The sequence below is a fragment of the Brevundimonas sp. AAP58 genome, from assembly GCF_001295975.1.
GTDB lineage: Bacteria > Pseudomonadota > Alphaproteobacteria > Caulobacterales > Caulobacteraceae > Brevundimonas.
Genome location: NZ_LJHU01000091.1, coordinates 1 through 23232, shown reverse-complemented (window position 1 = coordinate 23232; position 23232 = coordinate 1). Strand labels below are relative to the sequence as shown.

The 23232-nt window shown below is 68.5% G+C and carries 23 protein-coding genes and 4 tRNA genes; 18 read left to right on the top strand and 9 right to left on the bottom strand.

Translation table 11 applies throughout. The features are described 5' to 3' along the window. Nucleotides 1–6 precede the first annotated feature (6 nt). Nucleotides 7–501 carry a peptide-methionine (R)-S-oxide reductase MsrB gene (gene msrB / locus IP78_RS11750; protein ID WP_231681000.1) on the top strand — a complete coding sequence of 165 codons (495 nt, stop codon included), beginning with the start codon at nt 7–9 and terminating at the stop codon, nt 499–501. Here msrB and IP78_RS11745 read toward each other — a convergent pair. Both IP78_RS11745 and phaC read right to left on the bottom strand, forming a co-directional pair. After that, nucleotides 498–884, bottom strand: a complete 387-nt coding sequence (locus IP78_RS11745; protein ID WP_054111866.1) for a hypothetical protein — start codon at nt 882–884, stop codon at nt 498–500. The genes msrB and IP78_RS11745 overlap by 4 nt on opposite strands. After that, the gene (gene phaC, locus IP78_RS11740) at nt 881–2887 is read right to left on the bottom strand and encodes a class I poly(R)-hydroxyalkanoic acid synthase (RefSeq protein WP_156320390.1); all 2007 of its coding nucleotides are present in this window, start codon (nt 2885–2887) and stop codon (nt 881–883) included. Before phaC ends, IP78_RS11745 begins: the two co-directional genes overlap by 4 nt. 85 nt (nt 2888–2972) lie before the next feature. On the opposite strand from phaC, the gene IP78_RS11735 reads away from it, so the two are divergent. From IP78_RS11735 to IP78_RS11700, 8 genes are all read left to right on the top strand, one after another. Beyond that, nucleotides 2973–3434, top strand: coding sequence for a hypothetical protein (locus IP78_RS11735; protein ID WP_054111865.1), 462 nt, complete (start codon nt 2973–2975; stop codon nt 3432–3434). Between the two features lie 60 nt (nt 3435–3494). Further along, complete coding sequence (glpX, locus tag IP78_RS11730) at nt 3495–4451, top strand: class II fructose-bisphosphatase (RefSeq protein WP_054111864.1); 957 nt, start codon at nt 3495–3497, stop codon at nt 4449–4451. Continuing rightward, entirely contained in the window at nt 4451–6265 is a 1815-nt protein-coding gene (gene recJ, locus IP78_RS11725; protein WP_054111863.1) for a single-stranded-DNA-specific exonuclease RecJ, read from the top strand. The genes glpX and recJ overlap by 1 nt, the downstream gene beginning before the upstream one ends. 60 nt (nt 6266–6325) lie before the next feature. Next, a tRNA-Glu gene (locus tag IP78_RS11720) sits at nt 6326–6400 on the top strand. A gap of 193 nt (nt 6401–6593) precedes the next feature. After that, nucleotides 6594–7175, top strand: a complete 582-nt coding sequence (locus IP78_RS11715; protein WP_054111862.1) for a cold-shock protein — start codon at nt 6594–6596, stop codon at nt 7173–7175. A gap of 23 nt (nt 7176–7198) precedes the next feature. Next, nucleotides 7199–7669, top strand: a complete 471-nt coding sequence (locus IP78_RS11710; RefSeq protein WP_054111861.1) for a DUF192 domain-containing protein — start codon at nt 7199–7201, stop codon at nt 7667–7669. 49 nt (nt 7670–7718) lie between these two features. Beyond that, a tRNA-Pro gene (locus tag IP78_RS11705) sits at nt 7719–7795 on the top strand. Between the two features lie 130 nt (nt 7796–7925). Beyond that, on the top strand, nt 7926–9449 hold the full coding sequence (locus IP78_RS11700; RefSeq protein WP_054111860.1) for a tryptophan halogenase family protein: 1524 nt from the start codon (nt 7926–7928) through the stop codon (nt 9447–9449). A gap of 22 nt (nt 9450–9471) precedes the next feature. Here IP78_RS11700 and IP78_RS11695 read toward each other — a convergent pair. After that, nucleotides 9472–9546: transfer RNA gene (locus tag IP78_RS11695), tRNA-Asn, on the bottom strand. 65 nt (nt 9547–9611) lie between these two features. Here IP78_RS11695 and IP78_RS11690 point away from each other — a divergent pair. Then, nucleotides 9612–10421 carry an RNA methyltransferase gene (locus IP78_RS11690; protein ID WP_054111859.1) on the top strand — a complete coding sequence of 270 codons (810 nt, stop codon included), beginning with the start codon at nt 9612–9614 and terminating at the stop codon, nt 10419–10421. Between the two features lie 226 nt (nt 10422–10647). Here IP78_RS11690 and IP78_RS11685 read toward each other — a convergent pair. Further along, nucleotides 10648–10721 (bottom strand) — tRNA-Cys (locus IP78_RS11685). 158 nt (nt 10722–10879) lie between these two features. Between IP78_RS11685 and IP78_RS11680 the strand changes: the two genes are divergently transcribed. From IP78_RS11680 to IP78_RS11665, 4 genes are all read left to right on the top strand, one after another. Beyond that, a complete protein-coding gene (locus tag IP78_RS11680; RefSeq protein ID WP_054111858.1) occupies nt 10880–11509 on the top strand; it encodes a protein-L-isoaspartate O-methyltransferase in 630 nt (209 codons plus the stop codon). A gap of 129 nt (nt 11510–11638) precedes the next feature. After that, a complete protein-coding gene (locus IP78_RS11675) occupies nt 11639–13168 on the top strand; it encodes a TolC family outer membrane protein (protein ID WP_054111857.1) in 1530 nt (509 codons plus the stop codon). Between the two features lie 158 nt (nt 13169–13326). Further along, nucleotides 13327–13941 carry a DUF2497 domain-containing protein gene (locus tag IP78_RS11670; protein WP_054111856.1) on the top strand — a complete coding sequence of 205 codons (615 nt, stop codon included), beginning with the start codon at nt 13327–13329 and terminating at the stop codon, nt 13939–13941. 127 nt (nt 13942–14068) lie between these two features. After that, on the top strand, nt 14069–16882 hold the full coding sequence (locus tag IP78_RS11665) for a valine--tRNA ligase (protein ID WP_054111855.1): 2814 nt from the start codon (nt 14069–14071) through the stop codon (nt 16880–16882). Here the strand turns inward: IP78_RS11665 and IP78_RS15750 are convergent. The 3 genes from IP78_RS15750 to IP78_RS11660 all read right to left on the bottom strand — a co-directional run bounded on the left by IP78_RS15750 (nt 16879) and on the right by IP78_RS11660 (nt 17837). After that, a complete protein-coding gene (locus tag IP78_RS15750) occupies nt 16879–17007 on the bottom strand; it encodes a hypothetical protein (protein ID WP_255350750.1) in 129 nt (42 codons plus the stop codon). The two genes, IP78_RS11665 and IP78_RS15750, sit on opposite strands and share 4 nt — an antisense overlap. Before the next feature lie 69 nt (nt 17008–17076). Next, nucleotides 17077–17211, bottom strand: coding sequence for a hypothetical protein (locus tag IP78_RS15745; RefSeq protein ID WP_255350749.1), 135 nt, complete (start codon nt 17209–17211; stop codon nt 17077–17079). 65 nt (nt 17212–17276) lie between these two features. After that, on the bottom strand, nt 17277–17837 hold the full coding sequence (locus IP78_RS11660; protein ID WP_054111854.1) for a carboxymuconolactone decarboxylase family protein: 561 nt from the start codon (nt 17835–17837) through the stop codon (nt 17277–17279). 130 nt (nt 17838–17967) lie between these two features. Here IP78_RS11660 and IP78_RS11655 point away from each other — a divergent pair, with 130 nt between their 5' ends. Both IP78_RS11655 and IP78_RS11650 read left to right on the top strand, forming a co-directional pair. Next, entirely contained in the window at nt 17968–18858 is an 891-nt protein-coding gene (locus IP78_RS11655; RefSeq protein ID WP_054111853.1) for a LysR family transcriptional regulator, read from the top strand. A 2-nt stretch (nt 18859–18860) separates the two neighbouring features. Beyond that, nucleotides 18861–19616, top strand: coding sequence for a TlyA family RNA methyltransferase (locus tag IP78_RS11650; protein ID WP_054111852.1), 756 nt, complete (start codon nt 18861–18863; stop codon nt 19614–19616). 108 nt (nt 19617–19724) lie between these two features. Here IP78_RS11650 and IP78_RS11645 read toward each other — a convergent pair whose 3' ends face one another. After that, nucleotides 19725–20264: a glycine zipper 2TM domain-containing protein gene (locus IP78_RS11645; protein WP_054111851.1), complete on the bottom strand. Its 540-nt coding sequence runs from the start codon at nt 20262–20264 to the stop codon at nt 19725–19727. A gap of 143 nt (nt 20265–20407) precedes the next feature. Between IP78_RS11645 and IP78_RS11640 the strand changes: the two genes are divergently transcribed. Continuing rightward, on the top strand, nt 20408–21652 hold the full coding sequence (locus IP78_RS11640) for a class I SAM-dependent RNA methyltransferase (protein ID WP_054111850.1): 1245 nt from the start codon (nt 20408–20410) through the stop codon (nt 21650–21652). Nucleotides 21653–21654: 2 nt separating this feature from the next. Next, entirely contained in the window at nt 21655–22038 is a 384-nt protein-coding gene (locus tag IP78_RS11635; protein WP_156320389.1) for a hypothetical protein, read from the top strand. 4 nt (nt 22039–22042) lie between these two features. Here IP78_RS11635 and IP78_RS11630 read toward each other — a convergent pair whose 3' ends face one another. Then, nucleotides 22043–23140, bottom strand: a complete 1098-nt coding sequence (locus IP78_RS11630; protein ID WP_231680999.1) for a PA0069 family radical SAM protein — start codon at nt 23138–23140, stop codon at nt 22043–22045. Nucleotides 23141–23232: the final 92 nt, after the last annotated feature.

Here is a 23232-nt window from a genome sequence, read left to right as displayed (position 1 = left end):
CAGCCCATGATCTTGTCCCGTCGCGGTGTTCTGCTGAGCGGATCGGCAGCCGCGCTCGCGGCCTGTTCCTCGCCGGGGGAGGCGGATGCGTCCACGGCACAGTATGCGAACTCGCCGTTCCGGCGGATCACCGACGCCCAGTGGCGCGAGCGGTTGCCGGGGCTGAGCTATCAGGTGCTGCGGCACGAGGCGACCGAGCGGCCCTACACCAGCCCGTTGAACGACGAGCGGCGGCGGGGGACCTATGTCTGTCGCGGGTGCGAGCTGCCGCTGTTCCGGTCGGAATGGAAATACGATTCCCGAACCGGCTGGCCCAGCTTCTATGACGTTATCGACGGGGCGATCGGGACCAAGACCGACTTCGCCATCGGGATTCCCAGGACCGAGTATCACTGCGCCCGCTGCCTGGGGCACCACGGGCATGTGTTCAACGACGGGCCGCGGCCGACGGGGCTGCGTTACTGCAACAACGGCGTCGCCCTGATCTTCCGCCCGGCTTAAGGCTCCGCGCGCGGGGCCTTCATCGCCGAGCGCACGGTGTAGCCGAACAGGACGGCGGCGATGACCACCAGCAGGCCATAGTCCCAGCCCCGGAAGAAGAAGGGGATGACGGCCAGCACCGTCACCACGCCGGGGAAGATCGCCGCCCAGATGGCGGAGGTGGGCGCGCGCATGTCGATCATCGGCGGGCGGTCGGGGTCCATCCGCATCAGCTTGGACAGCGGCCGGTGCAGAACCACGAACATCGCCGTGTAGAGCCCCGCCAGGAAGGGATAGCGCCACAGCGGTCCGGGCTCGCCATAGACGGCGGCGGTCAGCGTCAGGAGCAGCAGCGGCAGGCCGGTGGCGACGGCGAGGAGGAGGTTCGGCTCAATACGGCTCAAGACTTCACTTTCACATAGGACCCGGGGGCGGGTTCTAGCGGTGAAAGCGGGCCTTTGTTGGGATCGCGGGCTGCGACCCATTCGCCCGAGCGGGCGTGGAGCCATTCGGCCCAGTGGGGCCACCAGCTGCCAGGATGCTCCTCGGCGCCCGCCTGCCATTCGGCGAGGGTGGCGGGGAGGTTCGGATTGACCCAGTGCTGGTACTTCTTCGCCGACGGCGGATTGACGACGCCGGCGATGTGGCCGGAGCCCGCCAGCGTCAGGGTGACGTCGGCGTTCCGAAACGCCTTGGCCGAGCGGTAGACCGAGTTCATCGGGGCGATGTGGTCCTCGCGGCTGGCCTGGAAGTAGAGCGGAATCGTCACCTTCGACAGGTCGACGCGCTCGCCGCCAATCTCGAACTCGCCCTTGGTCAGCTTGTTGGCCCCATACATGCTGCGCAGGTAGTTCATGTGCAGGGCCTTGGGCATGCGGGTCTGGTCGGCGTTCCAGAACAGGAGGTCGAAGGCCGCCGGCTCCTTGCCCATCAGGTAGTTCGACACAAAGAACGACCAGATCAGGTCGTTGGCGCGCAGCGCGTTGAAGGTGTCGGCCATCGCCGCGCCGGGCAGGACGCCGCCCGCTGCGTCCATCTGTTTCTCGATCTCGTTCAGCCAGTGCTCGTCGGTGAAGAGCAGCAGGTCGCCGGCCTCCTCGAAGTCGTGCTGGGCCGCGAAGAAGGTGGTCGAGTTGACCCGCTTGTCGCCCCTGACCGCCATGTGGGCGAGCGCCGCGCCCATCAGGGTGCCGCCGATGCAGTAGCCGACGGTGTTCAGCCGGTCCTGACCGGTCTGCTCCATGACCTTTTGCGTCGCTCGGTAGATGCCCTTTTCCAGGTAGTCGTCGAAGTCGTGGCCGGCCATCGAGGCGTCCGGGTTGACCCAGGAGCAGACGAAGACGGTGAAGCCCTGGCTCGACAGCCAGCGGATCATGGAGTTCTCGGGCTGGAGGTCCAGGATGTAGAACTTGTTGATCCAGGGCGGGAAGATCAGCAGCGGGATGGCGCGCTGCTGGTCGGTCGCGGCATCGAACTGGATCAGCTCGAACAGCTCGTCGCGCCAGACGACCTGGCCGGGGGCGGTGGCGACGTTCTCGCCGACGACGAACTTGCCGTAGTCTGCCTGGCTGATCTTGAGTTTGCCCATGCCGCGCTCGAGGTCGGCGGCGAAGTTCTGCATGCCCTTGACCAGGCTCTCGCCGTTGGTCTCGGCCATGGCCTTCAGGGCGGCCGGGTTGGAGGCGAGGAAGTTCGACGGGGAGAAGGCGTCGGTCAGCAGCTTGGTGAAGAACTCGGCGCGGCGCTTGGTGCGGGGGTCGACGTCCTCGACGGAGGAGACGAGGCCGTTCATCCAGTCGGCGGTGACCAGGTAGGACTGACGCATGACGTCGAACATGGGGTTCTCGGCCCAGGCGGGGTCCTTGAAGCGCTTGTCCTTCGAGGGCTGGGGCGGTTCCTCGCCCGAAACGCGCCTGGCCGTGGTGGCCCACAGGTCCATGTAGCGATTGAACAGATCAGCCTGGGCGGCGAACAGCTTGTCGGGGCGGGCCGCCAGGCTGGTCATGACCGAGTTCATCGCCGGGCCAACGTTGAACGGATCGGGCGACAGGGCGGCGGGGCGATCCGCCTGGGCCAGGGCCGCCTCGGCGATGGCGGCCTGGGCTGTCATGGCGGCCTTGGCCAGATTGACCGACAGGGTCTCGATCATCTGGCGCTGTTCCTCGCCGGGGAAGGCGAAGGGGTTGGCGGCGTCGGGTGCGGGCCCGGGCGGAGGCGAAGCGTCGGGGGCGGGTTCCGGTGTGACGGGTTGCATAGCGGCCACCTGCGGTTCCGCGATGGCGTCGGCGGTCAGAGCGCCCTTCTTGGCGCGCGGGGCGCGAGGCTTGGCGGAGGTGGTGCGGCCGGGCTTGCGCGGCTGGGACGCCACGGCGAGGGGTGTGGGCGGGGTCTTTGGGGCCTTGGCCATGACGTCTCCGGGCGTGTCCTGAGGAAAGGCGAGCGTTCGCTTCTCCCTTTTGCCTGTCACGATCATGGCCTAAGACCGGCGCGAGATGAACGCGCAACGAGCGAATTTCCTGATCGGGCTGGCGCTGGTCGGCGGCGCCGCCTCGGGCTGCGCGGGCGCGTTCGAGGCGGAGACCGACGCGGCCTCGCCCATCGCCCCGCGAATCCAGGCCCTGGTCGACGCCAATCGCGAGTATCCGCGCTGGGAGGACTTTCCGAAGGCCGCCGCGGATTCGCCGACGCCTGTCGAGGTGGCCGCGCGGGTGCAAGGTCTCACGGGCGCAGGATCGTCGCTGCAGTCCGAGGCCGAACGGATCGAATGGACGCTGGGCGACCCGGCGACGCTGGCCAGCGAGATCGGCGCGCGGGTCGATTCGCAGCAGATTTCGCCCGTGACCGCCGAGACCCAGGCCGAGGTCGAGGCCTTCGCCGAGGAGGTCCGCCGTCGCGCCGAGGCCCCGCCGCCCATCGACCGCACGCCCGCGCCCTCGAGCAATCGGCCGCGCTGACCCATACCCTATCGCCCGGTCGACAGAATCCGGGGATCATCCGCCCTCAGGAGCATGCCCATGGCCGACACGGCCCCCTTCGCCTCGACGCTCGCGGCCGACGCCGCCATGGTCACCGAACTGGCCGCCATCGCCAGCTGGGCCCAGATAGGGCGCGGCGACGAGAAGCACGCCGACCAGCTGGCCGTCGACGCCATGCGCAATGCGCTGAACGGCCTGGATATCGACGGGAAGATCGTGATCGGCGAGGGCGAGCGCGACGAGGCGCCCATGCTCTACATCGGCGAGAAGGTCGGCACCGGCAAAGGCCCGGCCATCGACATCGCGCTCGATCCGCTGGAAGGCACCACGCTCACGGCCAAGGCCATGGCCAACGCCCTGACGGTGCTGTCGATGTCGGCTGGCGGTGGGCTGCTGCACGCGCCCGACACCTATATGGACAAGATCGCCATCGGCCCCGGCTATGCGCCCGGCACGGTCGATCTGGACATGAGCCCGCAGGAGAATGTTCGGTCGCTCGCCTCGGCCAAGGGCGTGCGGCCGGAGGACATCACCGTCTGCTGCATGGACCGGCCCCGGCACGAGGCCCTGATCGCGGCGCTGCGCGAAGTCGGCGCGCGGGTCATGCTGATCACCGATGGCGACGTGGCGGGCGTGATCCACACCGCCGAACCTGAGACAGGAATCGACCTCTATCTGGGCTCGGGCGGGGCGCCCGAGGGAGTGCTGGCGGCTTCGGCGCTGAAGTGCGTCGGCGGGCATTTCCAGGGCCGGCTGCTGTTCCGGAACGACGACGAGCGGGCGCGCGCCGAGCACACCGGCGTCACCGACTTCGACCGCAAGTACGACCTGCACGACCTCGTGTCCAAGGACGCCGTCTTCGCCGCGACCGGCGTGACCAAGGGAGCGATGCTGGACGGAGTGGTGATGCGGGACGGCTTCGTGACGACGCACACCCTCGTCATGGACTCCTCGACTCGGACGGTGCGGCGCATCCGCACGACTCGTCCCGTCTGATGGCGGATGGCGCGGCATCTGGACTGACGCCGGGCTTCCTCGACGTCGCGCGCTCGCTGTCCGGCCGCGCCTGGAGACAGAGACCGGCGGAGACATCCGTGATCCGCGCCCACATGCAGATGCTGGGCCTGTCCGAGCCGCTGGCGCGCGCGTTAGCCGCGAGGGGCGTGGGGGCGGAGGAGGGGGCGGACTTCCTGTCGCCGACGCTTAAGCGGCTGTTCCCTGATCCGTCGAGCTTCATGGACATGGACAAGGCGGCCGACGCCATCGTCTCGGCCGTGCAGGCCGGTGAGCGGCTGCATGTTTTCGCCGACTACGACGTCGACGGCGCATCCAGCGCGGCGTTGCTGGTGCGCTGGTTCCGCGCGATGGGCGCGGAGCTGCCGATCTATGTGCCGGACCGCCTGAGCGAGGGCTATGGGCCGAGCCCGGCGGCGTTCGACCGTCTGAAGGCCCTGGGTGCCGATCTGGTCATCACCGTGGACTGCGGGGCGGCGGCCAACGAGGCCATCGCCCACGCCTGCGCCATCGGGCTGAAGGTCGTGGTGATCGACCACCACATGATGCGCGAGGAGCCGCCGCGCTGTCTGGCGGTTGTCAATCCAAACCGACCGGGCTGCGGCTCGGGGCAGGGGAACCTGGCGGCTGCGGGGGTGGTGTTCGTGCTGTTGGCGGCGCTGAACCGAGAGGCGCGGCAGCGCGGTATGTTCGAGAGACGGGTTGAGCCGGACATCCGGCAATGGCTCGACCTGGCGGCGCTGGGAGCCATCTGCGACGTGACGCGGTTGTCGGGCTTCAACCGGGCGCTGGCGGGGCTGGGGCTCGGCGTCATGTCGAACTGGACCAATCCGGGCCTGAAGGCCCTGCTGGCCGTGGCCGGCAGCGAGCCTGGGCCGGCCAAGGTCAATCATGCGGGCTTCATCCTGGGGCCCCGGATCAACGCGGGCGGGCGGATCGGCCGGGCCGATCTGGGCGCGCGACTGCTGTCGACCGACGATCCGGAGGATGCGCGGGCGCTCGCCGAGGAACTGGACGCGCTGAACGTCGCTCGGCGCGAGGTGGAGCGCGAGGTAACGGAGACTGCGGTGCGCCGCGTCGAGGCTGCAGGGCATCACGCCGACGGATCGGCGGTCGTGGTCGTGTCGGGCGAGGACTGGCATCCGGGCGTGGTCGGCATCGTCGCCGGGCGGCTGAGGGAGCGGTGGCGGAAACCGGTTATCGTCATCGGCGTGGATGCGGCAGCGGGCGTCGGCAAGGGCTCTGGACGGTCGCAGCCGGGCATGAACCTGGGCCGGGCGGTGCAGGCGGCGTGGAAGGACGGCTTGCTGCTGGCGGGCGGCGGACACGCCATGGCCGCGGGGCTGACGGTTCACCCGGACGGGATCGACCGCTTGCGGGACTATCTCAACGCGGCGCTGGCGTGCGAGCAGGTCGAGGCGGAGGCTCAGGACTGGGTCGAGGTCGATGCCCTGATCGATCCGTCGGCGGCCACGCGGGCCCTGTTCGACGATTTCGAGCGGTTGGCGCCCTTCGGACCGGGCAATCCCGAGCCCCTGTTCGCGCTGGGCGGCGTGCAAGCCCGCGAGCCGATGCAGATGAATGGCGGACATGTGCGATGCCGCTTGGTCGGGGCCGATGGGGCCTCGCTCCGGGCGATCGCCTGGCGGTGTGCCGACCTGCCGCTGGGGCGCGCCTTGCTGGCCGGGCAGGGGGGGCTGAGCGTGGTCGGACGGCTGAAGGCCGATGACTGGAACGGGCGGCGCGGCGTGCAGTTCGAGATCGAGGACGCCTCCGACCCGAGGATGTCCATTTAGCGACACGGAGTGCTTGCGCCCCTCGGAATCGCCCGCTATATCGCCCGCTCTCCGCGCAGCGGTCCCTTCGTCTATCGGTTAGGACGTCAGGTTTTCAACCTGAAAAGAGGGGTTCGATTCCCCTAGGGACTGCCACGCGGGGCCTCCCCCTCATCTTGACCTCGACTGCTGACCAGGGACAATTGACGTCTTGAATGGCGGCGTGTTGAGCTCGTTCGCCGGCCACTGCCCCCGGAGACTGTCGCGCAGGAAGCGTGGCCGTTTCTGAAACAGGCGTTTTTGCCTTTTCCAGCGTTCACAGAACCGTGTTAAACATGAACCGTCCGCAATGTTCGCGGACGGGGGGCTGAACGTGTCTGACTACGAGGGGCTGGATGCGCCGGACACCGTCCGGATCGTCGGGCGAGTAAAATGGTTCGATCCGGGCAAGGGGTACGGCTTCATCGTTCCTGACGACCCGGGCCAGACGGGTCACAAGGATGTGCTGCTTCACATCAGCAGTCTGCGCGATGGGGGCTGGGACCAGGCCGGAGAAGGCGCTTCGATCGCCTGTGATTGCGCGCGTCGGCCCAAGGGCTGGCAGGTCACTCAGGTCCATGATCTGGGCGAACCCGAGCCCGACACAGTCGCGCCGCGCCGGGGCTACGAGAGCCTGAAGTCGGATCGCCGCAGTCTTTCGGCTGCACCAGAGGCTTCCGGCGACCTCGAGACCGCCACGGTCAAGTGGTTCAATCGTACCAAGGGCTATGGATTCGTGGTGCGCTCGGCCGATCCGGGCGATATCTTTGTGCATATCGAGACGCTGCGGCGCTGTGGCCTGGACGATCTGGTTCCGGGCGAGACGGTGTCGGTGCGGTTCGCCAGCGGGCCCAAAGGCCTGGTGGTCGCAGAGATCAGGCCGGGCGGCTGACACGTCGCCCCGAAAGGGTGACGATGATTTCAAAGCGAAACATTCTGGCGGCGGGCCTTGCTCTGATCCTGGCTGCCTGCGCTCAGAGCAATGGGCCCGTCGACGCGGCCGGAAACCCGTTGGAGCCCCTGACCATCGTCACGGCGTCCGGAGAGCATGAGTTTCTGGTTGAGATCGCCGACGACGACGCCGAGCGCGAGCGGGGCCTGATGTTCCGCCCACCCCTGGAAGACGACCGGGGCATGCTGTTTCAGTTCCCGGATGTGGCCGAGCGGGGCTTCTGGATGAAGGACACGCCCAGCTCCTTGGACATCATCTACATTGATCCGGCTGGGCGGATCGTTTCTATCGCCCGTCACACGACGCCTTATTCGGAGACGATCATTCCCTCCAACGGTGGCGCGAGCGGCGTGCTGGAGTTGCGGGCCGGGCGCTCCGAGGAGATCGGGGCACAGCCCGGTGACACGGTCCGCCACCCCTTCTTCGGCAACTGACCGATCGTGCGTTGCCCGCCGGGGCCGCGCGTGGCAGAGAGCGCGCCTTCGGAGTGTAGCGCAGCCTGGTAGCGCATCTGCTTTGGGAGCAGAGGGTCGCAGGTTCGAATCCTGCCACTCCGACCATCTCTTCTCGTTTGGACTACCGCTCGCGCCGCGGGTGCTCGCTGCTTGAGTCCGGTTCGCGTCTTTATGCTCTCTGGCACCGTTGCGTAGGGCGCGTCATTGTCCATCGAGAAATCGACTGGAGGGGCAGATGGCCGAACCGATCCAATCCATCCTTATCGTCGGCGGCGGGACGGCCGGGTGGATGGCGGCGGCGGCGATCAAGCGATCAGTAGGGCCGAACGCCGAGGTGCGGCTGGTCGAGAGCGCCGACATCGGCATCGTGGGGGTGGGCGAGGCGACGGTGCCGCCCATCCGCGACTTCAATGCCATGATCGACCTCGACGAGGCCGAGTTCATGCGCGAGACCAAGGCCACCATCAAGCTGGGCATCGAGTTCAACGGCTGGGGGCGGGCCGATAGCGCCTATTTCCATCCGTTCGGCACCTTCGGGCGCGGGCCGACGCTGGGGGAGTTCCCGGGCTCCTACTTCGCCCTGAAGGCACGAGGGAAGGCGGCAAGCCTCGAGGCCTATTCGGTGACCTCGCACGCCGCGCGACGGGGCAAGGTGGGCGAGCGGTCCAACGATCCTCGCTCGGCGCTGGCGGGCTTCCACACAGCCTATCATTTCGACGCGGTGCTGTATGGTCAGTACCTGCGCAAGGTCTGCGCTGGGCGGGGCATCGAACGGATCGAGGGCGAAATCGTCGAGGTCTTGCAGCGGCCCGAGGACGGTTTCGTGGACCACGTGGTGCTGAAGGACGGGCGGACGCTGAAGGCCGATCTGTTCATCGACTGCACGGGCTTCCGGGGCCTGCTGATCGAGCAGACGCTGAAGGCCGGCTATGAGGACTGGTCGCACTGGCTGCCGATGAACCGGGCTCTGGCCGTGCCCTGCGCCAAGGTGCGGGCGGTGGATCCCTTTACTTCGTCCACCGCGAGGGAGGCGGGGTGGCAGTGGCGCATCGCGCTGCAGCACCGGACGGGTAACGGCTACGTTTACTGCTCGGACTATATCGACGACGACAGGGCGCGTGAGACCCTGCTGGCCAATCTGGACGGGGAGGCCCTCGCCGAACCCCGGCCGCTGCGGTTCGTGACCGGACGCAGGAAGAAGCTGTGGGACAGGAACGTCGTGGCGCTGGGCTTGTCGTCAGGGTTCATCGAACCGCTGGAGTCGACCAGCATCCATCTGGTGCAGGTGGGGATCATCCGACTGCTGCAGCACTGGCCGGACATGGCCTTCAGCCAGCCGAACATCGACGGCTACAACCGACGCCTGACGCGCGAGATCGAGCTGATCCGCGACTTCGTCATCCTGCACTATCACGCCACCCAGAGGGACGACACGCCGTTCTGGCGGCACGTCAGCCAGATGCCGGTCCCGGACAGCCTGAGCGAACGGGTCGAGATGTTCCGCGACCGGGGCCTGCTGTTCCAGGTCGGGGCCGACGAGTATTTCAGCCAGGGGTCCTGGATGGCGGTGATGATGGGGCAGGGGATCACGCCGCGCGCCTACAACCCGCTCTACGACTATCAGAACCTGGATCAGGTCGCGGCCGGCTTCGAGCAGACGCGGCAGGCCTGGGCGGCGACGGCCAACGCCCTGCCCGCGCACGAGGACTATCTGAAGGCCAAGGGCATGTGGGCGGAAGAGAAGGCGGCGGCGGCGTGAGGCGCGCCGCCGATCATCCGAGTGGCTCCGCGGGTAGGATTCGAACCTACGACCAGCCGATTAACAGTCGGCTGCTCTACCACTGAGCTACCGCGGAACAGCTGCTCGGGAGGCGCGCCTATAGCAGCGGCTTTCCGCGTCGTGCAACGGGAAATCTTATCCGTGTCGATCCTGCCTGTCGAAGACCCCGACGATCCCCGCGTCGCCGCCTTCCGCGACATCCGCGAGCGCGATCTGACGGGGCGGGAGGGGCTGTTCATCGCCGAGGGCGAGGTTGTGCTGAACGTGCTGCTGTCGCCGCAGTCGCTGTGTCGGCCGAGGGCGGTCTTGATGGCGGCGCACCGGATCGAGCGCAGGGCAGAGCTGCTGGCGCGGGTTCCGGAGGGCGTGCCGGTCTATGCGGCGTCGCAGGCGGTGCTGGACCGAATTGCGGGGTTCGAGCTGCATCGAGGCATGCTGGCGCTTGGTGAGAAGCCGGTCCCTTTGGATGGCGAAACGATTCTGCGACAGCTGGGCGAGCGGGCCGTGGCGCTGGCGGTGTCGGGCGTCGGCAATCACGACAACATGGGCGGGCTGTTCCGCAATGCGGCGGCGTTCGGGGCGGCGGGGGTGCTGAGGGATGACCGCTGCTGCGACCCCTTCTACCGCAAGAGCATCCGGGTCTCGGTGGGCGCGGTGCTGAGGACGCCGACGGCCGTCGCGGGGCCGCTCGATATCCTGATCGAGCAGCTGGAGGCGGCCGGGTTCGAGGTGATCGCCCTGTCGCCGTCGGCGCGAGAGCCGCTGACGGCCGTGCGGCGGGAGGGGCGGCAGGCGCTGCTGGTCGGATCCGAGGGGCCGGGCCTGCCGGCGGCGATCATGGACCGCGTTCGGACCGTCGGCATCCCCATGGCCGGAGGTTTTGACTCGCTGAATGTCGCGACATCGGCGGCGATCGCCCTGCACCATGTTTGCGATCCGCCAGAGCCGTAACTGTCGTCAAAAATTCAAGCCATTAACGTTTCATCCACCTTGATGACTGGCGGTTTCCGTGTCGCTATGGGCTCAGAGAGGACGACATGGCTGGATTGTTGAGCTTTATGGGTCGCAATGTGCGGATCGTGGTCGCGGTGGCGGTCGTCGCCGCCAGTGTCGGCGCTGCGGGCGCGATCGGTTGGCTGACCGCGCCGATCTAGTTCTGATCCCAACGGGATCGCGATGGAGGCCTGACCGGGAATCGAACCCGGGTGCAAGGATTTGCAGTCCTCTGCGTCACCACTCCGCCATCAGGCCCTGAGGCCCTTGCGAACAGGGCCCCGCCATCGCGAGGGCCGTTCGCTATCAGATCGACCCAGAGCCTGCAATGAGGCCGTCGCAAACATTGTCCGGCGCGATACGCGACCCTATAAGCGCGCCAGTTTTCCTCTGAACACTGTCAGGACGCCCACCGCATGGACTTCGCCGCAGCCCGCAAGGTCATGGTCGACAGCCAGGTCCGTGTGAACGACGTCACCGACCGGACCCTGCAGGCTGCGCTTCTGGCCGTGCCGCGGGAGCGGTTCTGCGCATCCGACCGCGCCTTCAGCGCCTATGGCGAGGTGGAGGTCGAGATCGCCAACGGTCGTCGCTTGATGCAGGCCCGCGAGGTCGCCAAGCTTATCCAGGCCCTGGATGCCCGCGAGGGCGAGACGGCGCTGGCCATCGCGGCTCCGTATGCTGCAGCCGTGCTGGCCCGCATGGGGCTAAAGGTCACGGCGCAGGAGGCGGATCAGGTCGTGATGGACGTGGTCGCCCCGGCTCTGGCGGATGCGGGCGTGGTGGGCGTTGTCGCGCCGTTCACCCAGCCGGCCTGCGAAGGTTTCGACGTGATCGTGTCTGAGGCCGCCGTGGCGGTGAAGCCTGAGGCCTGGCTTGCGGCCCTGCGTGTCGGCGGTCGACTCGTGGTGGTAGAACGCCATGGCCCGAACGGACGAGCGGTGCTCTATGTGATGGCACAGGGCGGAGTGTCGCGGCGCGAACTGTTCGATGCGGCTCCGCCTGTGTTGCAGGAAATGACGCCCGCGCCCGCTTTCGCCCTCTGATCGCCGGATTGAGCGGCCACCAGACTGGCGTGCGCGTGAAAAAAACTTAACTGGCGCAAGGCGAAGCTCTTACGCACTACGCTCGTCTTGGGATACCGGCGCCGGGAAGGCGCACCGAAGGATCAGGTCATGTTCAAACGCTCGCGCGCGCTCGCTTCGGTCGCCGTCATCGCCGTGGTGGTCTCGTCGGCCGCTCCGGCCTTCGCCGACACGTTGCGGGACGCCATCGCGCTCGCTTATCGCACCAATCCGACGCTTCAGGCCCAGCGGGCCAGCCAGCGGGCGCTGGACGAAGCGGTTCCCCAGGCGCGGGCAGGCCTGCGCCCGGAAATCGGCGTGTCCGTTTCGGCCAACTACACCCGGACCGACAGCGCCGGCAGTGGTCCGGTGGACATCAACGGCGACGGGATCCCGGACACGGCCGGGAGCGGGGGCGTCAATGAAAACGACAACGGCAATGCGACGATCAGCCTGAGTCAGACGCTTTACGCCGGCGGCCGTATCGCCCGGGCGATCGACGCGGCCGACGCCGACGTCCGCAGTGGCCGTGAAGGGCTTCGTGGCGTCGAGCAGCAGATCCTCGCCAGCGTGATCCAGGCCTACGTCGATGTCTTGCGGGATCTTGAGATCCTGCGCATCCGCGAGGCGAACCTTCAGGTGCTCCGTCGCCAGCTGGACGAATCCAACGCTCGCTTCGAGGTCGGTGAAATCACTCGCACCGACGTGGCCCAGTCCGAGGCCCGACTGGCGCAATCCGAAGCCGACCTCGCGGGCGCACGCGCCCAGCTGTCGGTATCCCGCGCGGCCTATGCCAGCGTGGTGGGACAGGCCCCGGCCGACCTGACCACCCCGCCAGCCCTGCCGGGTGTGCCGGACGATTTCGAGGCGGCGCTGGATGTCGGTCTGGCCGAGAACCCCGCGGTGCTGGCCGCAGAATACGACCTGCGGGCGGCCGAGGCTCGCGCCGCCCAGGCCCGCTCGGCCTTCATGCCGTCGGTCGGCGTTTCGGCGTCCTACGGTGGCTCGGACGATCTCAGTTCTTTCGATCCGACCGAGAACACATCGTTCCGCGCCGGCGCGACGCTGACGGTGCCGCTGTTCACTGGCGGGTTGAACCGCAGTCGCCTGGCCCAGGCGCTGGAGCAGGCCAACGCAGCGCGCGCGCGCATCCGGGCCGAGGAGCGGACGGTCCTCCAGAGCGTCAGTTCGTCCTACGCCCAGATCGTCTCGGCCAACTCGCAGCTGTCAGCGGGAGAGGAGAGCGTGCGCGCCGCTCGGATCGCCGCCGAGGGCGTGCGCCAGGAACAGCAGGTCGGTCTACGCACCACTCTGGATGTGCTGAACGCCGAGCTGGAACTGAGGAACGCCGAGATCACGCTCGCCCAGGCCCGTCGCAATCAGTATGTGGCTCAGGCCCAGCTGCTCGCCGCCATGGGGCGGCTGAGTGGTGAGGATCTGGTGCCGGATCTCGATGTTTATGATCCCACCGCGAACGCCGCGCGAGTGGCGGGGCGGGGGGGGCTGCCGACAGACCTCGTAGTCGAGACGCTGGACCGCATCGCCGCGCCGCCGGTGACCCCGGCCATCGACGGTCCCGAGGCGCCGGTCGATGAACAGCTGAACGGTGAGGTCGTTCGCACCGCGCCGCGCGGCCAGTAGGTCGGGAGATGGATCGGGCGGTTTAACCAAAGAGGCGAAAAAGTCTCGTTGATTCCGCAGGGCGTTGATGCGACGAACGGGGAGGGGCTGGCCGGGGGTCGGTCCATTGTCTCTCGTCCATGTTTTCGCCTTCCCGAAGGTTCGCTCGAGGCCCGACCATGACCGACACGACCGCTCAAGAACCGACGATGGAAGAAATCCTGGCGTCCATCCGCCGGATCATCTCGGAAGACGACGCCCCGGCCGCCGAGGCCACGCCGGCGGCGGCGGAGCCTGAGCCGGAGCCCGAAGCGACGCCGGAGCCCGAGCCCGTCATGGCGGCCACGCCGGAGCCTGGGCCGGAGCCTGCGCCCGCCGAAGAGGAAGTGCTGGAACTGACCGAGCGCTATGAGGCGCCGGCGGTGGAAAGCATCGGCGACCTGGACGTTTCGGCTGCCGAAGAACCCGAACCCGAACCCTTCCCGACCGCCTTCCAGCCGGAGCCTGAGCCCGTGCATCACGCGCCCGCCCCGTCAGAAACCTCCGCCCCGGTCGAGGCCCTGGTGGGCGCCGGCGCAGCCGCCAGCGCGGCCTCGGCATTCGCCGGCCTGACCGCCAGCCTGGCCCGGCCCGAGCCCGCCGCGCTGACCGGCGGCAGCGGCCCGACCATTGACGCCCTGGCGCGCGAACTGCTGCGGCCGATGCTCAAGGAGTGGCTGGATGCCAACCTGCCCGGCATCGTCGAGGCCGCCGTACGCAAGGAAGTCGAACGCATCGCCCGCAGCGCGGGCTAGCCCCGCTCGCTGACGGCGACTAAGACCAACAGGGGCGGTTCCCACGGGGGCCGCCCTTTCTGCATTCCGAGACCGCCCTCATGCAGCGAGGCGCCGCGCGCCGAGCGACAGGGCTCAAGAGACCGCCATGCTTGAGAAGACCTTCGACCCCAAGGCCGCCGAACCCCGCCTCTATGCGATGTGGGAGGGCTCGGGCCTGTTCGCGCCGCGCCAGGATACGGCCGCCGAAGCCTATTCGATCGTCATCCCGCCGCCGAACGTGACGGGGTCGCTGCACATCGGCCATGCGCTGAACAATACGCTTCAGGACATCCTGGCCCGCTATCACCGGATGCGGGGCAAGGCGGTGCTGTGGCTGCCGGGCACGGACCACGCCGGCATCGCGACCCAGATGGTGGTCGAGCGCCAGCTGGCGGCCCAGGGCAACGTCGGCCGGCGCGACATGGGCCGCGACGCCTTCGTGGCTAAGGTCTGGGAGTGGAAGGCCGAGAGCGGCGGCACCATCGTCCAGCAGCTGCGTCGCCTGGGCGCCTCGTGCGACTGGAGCCGCGAGCGGTTCACCCTGGACGAAGGTCTGAACGCGGCGGTGAGGAAGGTCTTCGTCGAGCTGCACAGGAAGGGCCTGATCTATCGCGACAAGCGGCTGGTGAACTGGGACCCGCAGTTCCAGACGGCGATCAGCGACCTGGAGGTCGAGCAGCGCGAGGTGGACGGCCACTACTGGCACTTCGCCTATCCGCTGGCCGACGGCGTGACCTATGAGCACCCGATCGCCTTCGACGAGGCGGGCGAGGCGACGGAGTTCGAGACGCGCGACTACATCGTCGTGGCGACGACGCGGCCGGAGACCATGCTGGGCGACACCGGCGTGGCGGTGCATCCGGACGACGCGCGCTATGCGGGGCTAGTCGGAAAGTTCGTGACCCTGCCCATCGTCGGGCGGCGCATCCCGATCGTGGCCGACGACTACGCCGACCCGACCAAGGGGTCGGGCGCGGTGAAGATCACCCCGGCGCATGATTTCGACGACTTCGGCGTCGGGAAGCGCGCGGGACTTCAGGCCATCAACGTGATGGACGCCTTCGCGCGGATCACCGCAGCGGACGCGCCCGACGTGCCGGCCGAATACGACGGCATGGACCGCTTCGCGGCGCGCAAGGCCATCGTCGCCCGCGCCGAGGAAGAGGGCTGGCTGAAGGAGATCGAGAAGACCAAGCACGTCGTGCCCCACGGCGACCGCTCCGGCGTGGTCATCGAGCCCTGGCTGACGGACCAGTGGTACGTCGACGCCGCGACCCTGGCCCAGCCCGCGCTGAAGGCGGTGGAGCAGGGCGACACGGTCTTCGAGCCGAAGTCCTACGAGAAGATCTATTTCGAATGGCTGCGGAACATCGAGCCTTGGTGCATCAGCCGCCAGCTCTGGTGGGGCCATCGGATCCCGGCCTGGTACTCTCAGTTTCGCGAAGACGATCCTTCCGGCCTGCCATTCAAAATTTTCGTCGCGGAATCGGAAGGCGAGGCGCTAGCCGCTGCACAAGAGTACTGGGGCAATGCGAAGGTCGAACTATCCGACCAACCGACTGTCGAATGGAAGAATGACGTCGCCGTCCGCGTCGGATTGAAGCGAGACGAGGACGTCCTCGACACCTGGTTCTCCTCCGCCCTGTGGCCGTTCTCGACCATGGGCTGGCCGCAGGACACGGACGATCTGAAGCGCTTCTACCCGACCTCGGACCTGGTCACAGCGGCGGACATCATCTTCTTCTGGGTGGCCCGGATGATGATGATGGGGCTGCACTTCATGGATGAAGTCCCGTTCAAGCGGGTCATCATCAACGGCCTGGTCCGCGACGAGAAGGGCCAGAAGATGAGCAAGTCCAAGGGGAACGTGATCGATCCCCTGACCATCATCGACGAGCTGGGGGCCGATCCCCTGCGCTTCACCATGGCCATCCTGTCCGGCACGCGCGACATCAAACTGTCGAAGCAGCGCATTGAAGGCTATCGCAATTTCGGCACCAAGCTGTGGAACGCCGCGCGCTTTTCCCAGATGAACGACTGCGCCCGCGTCGAAGGCTTCGACCCCGCGACGGTCCAGCAGACCATCAACCGCTGGGTCAGGGGCGAACTGACCAAGGCCGAGCGCCAGGTGTCCGAGGCCATCGAAGGCGGGCGCTTCGACGATGCGGCGAGCGCGCTCTATCGCTTCGTCTGGAACGTCTTCTGCGACTGGTATCTCGAACTGGCCAAGCCGGTGTTCCAGGGCGCCGACGAGGCGGCCACGGCCGAGACCCGGGCCATGACGGCCTGGACGCTGGACCAGACGCTGAAGCTGCTCCATCCGGTGATGCCCTTCATCACCGAGGAGCTGTGGGCCGAGCTCGGTAAGGCGGGGGCACCTCGGCATGAGGCCATGCTGCTGGGCGCAGCGTGGCCGGTTCTCCCGGACGGCTTCGTCGACGCCGACGCCGAGGCCGAGATCGGCTGGCTGGTCGATCTGGTCGGCGAGATCCGGGCCCTGCGCGGCGAGATGAACGTGCCCCCGGCCGCCAAGCCGCCGCTGACCTTCGTCCAGCCTGACGCCGTGACCGCCGCCCGTATCGAGCGGCACCGCGACCTGATCCTGACGCTCGCGCGGGTGTCCGGGGTCGCCGTGGCCGAGGTCGCGCCGGAGGGGGCTGTGACGATCGTCTCCGGCGGCTCGGCGGCGGCTCTGTCGCTGGCGGGCGTCATCGACGTGACGGCCGAACTGGCCCGCCTGACGAAGGAGATCGCGGCGGCCGAGAGCGATATCGGCCACGTCATGAAGAAGCTGGGCAACCCCAACTTCGTCGACCGCGCCGCGCCCGAGGTCGTCGAGGAGCAACGCGCCAAGCTCGCCGAGGCCGAGGCGACCAAGGCCCGTCTGCAGGCGGCGCTGGGTCGATTGGCGGGGCTTTAGCGCATCCGGGGCATGCTGATGCTGACGCTCTCGGCGGCCACCAGCATGCCGCGCCGCGTAGCCGGGATCAGCAAGAGCGCCGCGACCAGGATGGCCAAGGCGAACAGGACGGAAATCACGCGCATCAGGGCCTCCTGAAACGGCAACGGTGTCCGGGTTTCGCCGGACGCCGCGTGGTCGTTACTGAGACTGGATCACCCCAGCGTGGCCGGCATGGTCGGGCTGACCGATTGGGCTGCGATCAGCATGTCCTGACCGCCGCCGATCGGCAGGACCAGGACGACGCCCGCCAGGATGGCTAGGCTGAAGAGAACGGTCAGAGTGCGCATGAAATGGGCTCCGGCTGCGGCGCCGACCTCGGGAGAAAGGCCGGCACCGTCTCGGGGGGAGGGGATCAGGCCGCGCGGCGCGGCTCGAAGGCGTTGGCCTGGAAGGCGGCGTCGACCGGGGTCTCGGCGATGTGGTTGACGTAGTTCGAGATCGTCTTCAGCCCCACGCCCAGCACGACCTCCAGCACATTGCCCGCCGTGTAGCCGGCCGCGATCAGGCGGTTGACGTCGGCGTCCGACACCCAGCCGCGCTCACGCACCACGCGGGTGGCGAAGTCACGGAGCGCCTCCAGCTTGGCGTCGGCGATCGGCCCGCCGTCGCGGACGGCCTGAATGACGGTCTGGTCCAGCTTCTGGCCTTGCGTGACCGTGGTGTGGGCGGCGACGCAGTAGTGGCAGGCGTTCTCGACCGAGGCGGCGATTAGGACGACCTCGCGCTCCAGCGGGGTCAGGCCCGACTTCTGATAGGCGCCGGCCAGCGCCAGATAGCCCTCGATGACGGCCGGGCTCTCCGCGAACTCTCCGACCAGGTTGGGCACGATGCCGAAGGCGGCCTTGGCGCCGGCGATGAAGGGGCGCGAGGCCTCCGGGGCGGTGTCCAGGGTGTGGATGGGGAACTGGGTCATGGCGGTCTTCCTTTGGGTTCGGGCGGCGCATCAGCGCGTCGTCGAGGAGGAAGGTGCGCCCGGATCGGTCCGCGCAGTAGCCGGGCGGATCGGCTTTGACTTATGCGCCAGACGCATGAAATGACGGGGCATGGACCGCCTGTCCGCCCTTCGTCTGTTCGTCCGCGCCGTGGAGAGCGGCAGCTTCTCGCGCGCCGGGCGGGACGCGGGCCTGTCACAGTCCGCCGCCAGCCGGGCCATCGCGGGGTTGGAAGCCGAGCTGGGCGCGCGCCTGCTGCTGCGGACCACGCGGCGGCTCTCGGTCACCGAGGCGGGGCAGCGGGTGTATGAGCAGGCCCTGCGGCTGCTGGAGGAGGACGCGGCCCTCGTCGAGGCGGCGGCCGGCGCGGATCGCGAGCCCATCGGGCGGCTGCGGGTGTCGACGTCCGTGGCCTTCGCCACGGCGGAGGTCGCGCCGCATGTCGACGGCTTCCTGCGCGAGTGGCCGAGGCTGAGGCTGGACCTGGCGGCGACGGACGCGCGCATCGACGCGGTGGCGGAAGGAGTGGATCTGATCCTGCGGCTTGGCCCCCTGACCGACAGCAGTCTGACGGGCCGCAGGCTGGGGACCTATGAGCGATGGCTTGTGGCGGCGCCTGAAGTGGCGAAGTCCATCGACACCGACGCGCCTCTGGCGGAGCGGCTGAGGGAACGATGCGTGGTCTTCTCCGGGACCAGCCTGGCCCAGAAGTGGCGGCTGGAAGGGCCGGACGGCGGGATCGAGCTGGAGCCGTCGGGGCCGCTCAGCGCCTCTGCGGGCGCCGTGGTGCTTGGCCTGGCCGAGGCCGGGGCCGGGGTGGCCTTGATGCCGTCGTTCGCCGTGCGCGACGCCGTGGCCGATGGCCGGCTGGCGCGGGTGGCGCCGGAGTGGTCGGGCCCCGCCATGCCCCTGACCGCGCTGTGGACCCATCGCGACTTGCCGAGAAAGGCGCGGCTGTTCCTCGATCACCTGACGCCGCGCCTGAGGCTGGACCAACGATGAGCATGCGGCTCGACGTGCTGCTGGTCTCGCGCGGCCTGGTCGAGAGCCGGGCGCGGGCCAAGGCCGCCATCGAGGCGGGCGGGGTCACCGTCGATGGTCGAGCAGCGACGAAGGCGTCCGAGACCGTGGCCGAGGACGCCGCCGTGATGGTGGAGGAGCCGCATCCCTGGGTCGGTCGAGGCGCGCTGAAGCTGGTGGACGCGCTCGACCGGTGGGCGATTCCCGTCGGAGGCCGGACTGTGCTCGATCTGGGAGCCTCAACGGGCGGGTTCACCGAGGTCTGTCTCAGCCGAGGCGCGGCGCGGGTCTATGCGGTGGACGTCGGCTCGGGCCAGTTGCATCCGCGCGTCGCGGCGGATCCGCGTGTGGTCAACCTGGAGCGCACCGATGCGCGCTCTCTGACACGATCGCTGATACCCGATGCACCCGAACTGATCGTCTGCGACGCCAGCTTCATCAGCCTGATCAAGGTGCTGCCCGCTGCGCTTGAGCTAGCGCGTGACGAGGCGGATCTGATCGCCCTGGTGAAGCCTCAGTTCGAGGCTTACGGTCCGCAAGGCATCGGCAAGGGTGGGATCGTCAAGGACGCCGATGCCCGCGGCGTTGCCGTCGACCGGGTCGCGGCTTGGCTTGAAGCGATCGGTTGGCGGGTTAAAGCGACGGCGGAAAGTCCGATCACCGGCGGAGACGGCAACGTTGAATACCTGCTCTGGGCCATGCGTCGCTCAAGCAGCGAGCCGCCGCGCGGCGGCCTGTAGCGACACCCCAAAAAGCAACCGCCGGCGGATTGCTCCGCCGGCGGCGCCCGTCACGATCCCGATCGACAGGGGGGCTGAAAACTAACCGGGACCGCGAACCCTGTGCGATCAGCGCGGCAGCCAGCCCCGGCGCGGATCGTAGTAGTAATAGCCATCGGCGGAGACCTCGTAGCCGTTCTCATAGCGGCGGCCGTCGTAGCGGTTGTCGTAACGGCCGTAGTTGCGGTCGTCGTAGCCGCCTGAGTAGGCGCGGTCGTTGTAGCGGTCGTAGCCGTAGGCCCGGTTGTCGTACGAACGGCAGTTGTCGTTGGAAGCCCGACCGACCTGCGAGCCGATCACCGCGCCGAGCACCCCGCCGATGATGGAGCCTTCGGTCCGGTTGCCGCGACCGGCGATCTGCGAGCCCGCGACCGCGCCGATGCCGCCGCCGATCAGGGCACCCGCGCCGGTGCGGCCTTGGCCCAGGGTCCGACAGCGGTCGTAGGACTGGCCGTAGCCGTTGTTGTAGCCGTACGGCTGGCTGTAGCCGTTGTTGTAATGGCCGTTGCCGTAGCCGTAGGACTGGGCCGTGGCGGCGGCGGGGGCCAGCGTCATCGCGCCGACCAGGGCGGCGGCGACGGCGGCGGGCTTGGCGAACTTGCTGGGCATGGGAAGCTGTCCCCTGTTCCGGCGCCGGGACATCCGGCGTCTGTTGAGGAGAGTATTAGGGCTCGCAACCTGAACCGGTTTTGATCGGGCCGTTCATCTTCGTTCATGTTTCGCGGGCGGGCCGACCGGGCTAGAGACCGCCGATGACGACGATCCTGACGATCGCCCGCGTGGCCGGGCAGGGCGACGGCGTGGCCGAGACGTCCGCCGGGCCGGTGTTCGCGCCGCTGACGCTGCCGGGAGAGGTCGTCCAGGGCGAGGTGCGGGACGGGCGGCTGGAGGGCGGCGAGATCGTCCAGGCCAGTCCGGACAGGGTTGAGCCGGTTTCGCCGCACTATGGCGACTGCGGGGGATGTTCGCTTCAGCATTGGGCCAGCGCGCCGTATCTGGCGTGGAAGCGGGAGCAGGTGGTCGCCGCCCTGGCGCGGGAGCGGATCGAGACCGAGGTCGAGGCGATGGTGGCCGTGCCGGCAGGGACCCGGCGGCGTCTCGCGCTGCATGCGCGGGGGCTAGCGGACGGGCGGGTCGTGCTGGGGTTCAAGGCGAGGAAGTCCTGGCGGCTGGTCGAGGTCAGCGAGTGCCCGGTCGCCGATCCCCGGCTGGTGCGGGCGATTCCGGCGTTGGCGAACGTAGCGGCGGCGTTTCTGGAGCATCCGAAGTCGGCGCCGACGCTGCATGTGACGTGGACGCTGGATGGGCTGGACGTCGATGTGACGGGGGTCGAGCGGCGCTCGGGCGGGCTGTCGGCGGATCGGCGGGCGCAGGCCGTGCGGGCGGCGGCGGAGGCCGATCTGGCGCGGCTTTCGCTGGCGAGGGAGACGCTGGTGATGGCGCGCCAGCCGCGCGTCGCGTTCGGGCCGGCGACCGTTCCTCTGCCGGCGGGCGGGTTCCTGCAGGCCGTGCCGGAAGCCGAGGTGGCGATGGTCTCGCGGGCGGTGGAGGCGGTCCGGGACGCGAAGAGGGTGGCGGACCTGTTTTGCGGGGCCGGGACGTTCACCTTTCCTCTGGCGACCTTGGCGAGCGTGGTCGCGGCGGATGCGTCGGCGGCGGGCATCGCGGCGCTGAAGGCCGGGATCGGGACGGCGTCGGGCATCAAGCCGATCACGGCCGAGGCTCGGGATCTGTTCCGGCGACCGCTGACGCCGTTCGACCTGAAGGGATGCGAGGCCATTGTGTTCGATCCGCCGCGCGCCGGGGCGATCGAACAGACGGCGCAGATCGCGGGGACGAAGGCGGGCGTGGTGGTCGGGGTGTCCTGCAATCCGGTGACCTTCGCGCGGGATGCGCGGGTGCTGATCGAGGCGGGCTTTCGGCTGGAGCGGGTGACGCCGGTCGACCAGTTCCTGTGGTCCAGCCATGTCGAGCTGGTCGGGGTGTTCCGGAGATGACCATGGACGAGCGGGAGCCGGACTTCGGCGAGGATGGCGGCGGGTTCGACGTCGACGACTGGCGGCGGTTGGCGCCGTTCACGGGTCGCGTGGCGACGCTGGACGACGTGCAGGCCAAGCGGGCGGTGTTCGCCCTGAGCGAGACGGACGACGCCCGGCCCATCGAGATGGAGCTGCCCCAGCCGGTGATCTGGTGGGACGAGGACGGGGAGCAGGCGGCGATCGCGGTGCAGGCCGAAAGCCATGTCGGTCCTGACGATGAAGTGATGGAGGTGCTGGGCCTGATCCTGCCGGACGGGGAGGGGGTGGTGGCCCTGCTGGAGGACGTCGATCTTGTCGACGACACCGATCCGACCTGGCGGGCGCTGGTGGACGGCGCGGTCTGAGCCGTCAGGCGAACAGCTCCAGCTGGGGCCGGGCGTCGGCAGGCACGCGGAACTTGGTGACGTCGAGGTCGTGGCGGGGGCCGTCCAGGCCGTAGCGCTTGATCGCGGCCTTGAAGCGGGTGCCGATCAGGTCGGCGACGGGGCCGGAGCCCCTCATGCGCTGGGACCAGTCGGGATCGTAATCCTTGCCGCCGCGCGTTTGGCGAACGAGTGACATGACGCGGGCGGCGCGGTCGGGCCGGGCCTCGGCCAGCCATTCGCGGAACAGGTCCTTGATCTCCAGCGGCAGGCGCAGGGTGACATACATGGCGGTCGTGGCGCCGGCCTTGGCGGCGGCTTCGAGCACGGCCTCGAGCTCATGATCGTTCAGGCCGGGGATCACGGGCGCGAAGCCGACGCCGACCGGCACCCCGGCCTCGGCGAGGCGGCTTATGGCCTCCAGACGCTTGGGCGGGGTCGATGCGCGGGGTTCCATGGCGCGGGCGAGCTTGCGATCCAGCGTCGTGATCGAGACGAAGGCGCTGGCCAGACGGTCGCGGCCCATCGGCCCAAGGATGTCCACATCGCGGGTGATCAGGTTCGACTTGGTGATGATGGAGAAGGGCTGGTTGAAGCGGCGGCAGACCTCAAGGATGCCGCGCGTGGACTTCAATTCGCGCTCGACCGGCTGGTACGGGTCGGTGTTGCCGCCGATGTGGATGCGCTTGCAGACGTAGCGGCGGGCCGAGAGCTCCTGTTCCAGGAGACGTGCGGCCTCGGGCTTGAAGAAGATCCGGCTCTCGAAATCCAGGCCCGGGGATAGGCCCATCCAGGCATGGGACGGACGGGCGTAGCAGTAGATGCATCCATGTTCGCAGCCCTTGTAGGGGTTGATGGACCGGTCGAAGCCGATGTCGGGACTGGTGTTCCTGGCGATGATGGTCCGGGCGTGTTCTGGGGTGAGCGTCGTCCGGATCTGGGTCGCCGGCGCATCACCAGAGGTCCAGCCGTCGTCGAAGGCTTCGGTCGTGGTGGGTTCGTACCGCCCCGTGGCGTTGGAGCGGGCGCCGCGGCCTTTCGTCTGAAGCGGCGTCGAGGACATGCAGGAAAGATGGCGGGACATGAGAACAAAGCAAGAACTATGTAGCTCCAGGCACGCCTCATCGCTCTTCCGCTGTGAACGGGTGGGAAGGGCGGGCGGAGCAGCCGGGCCTT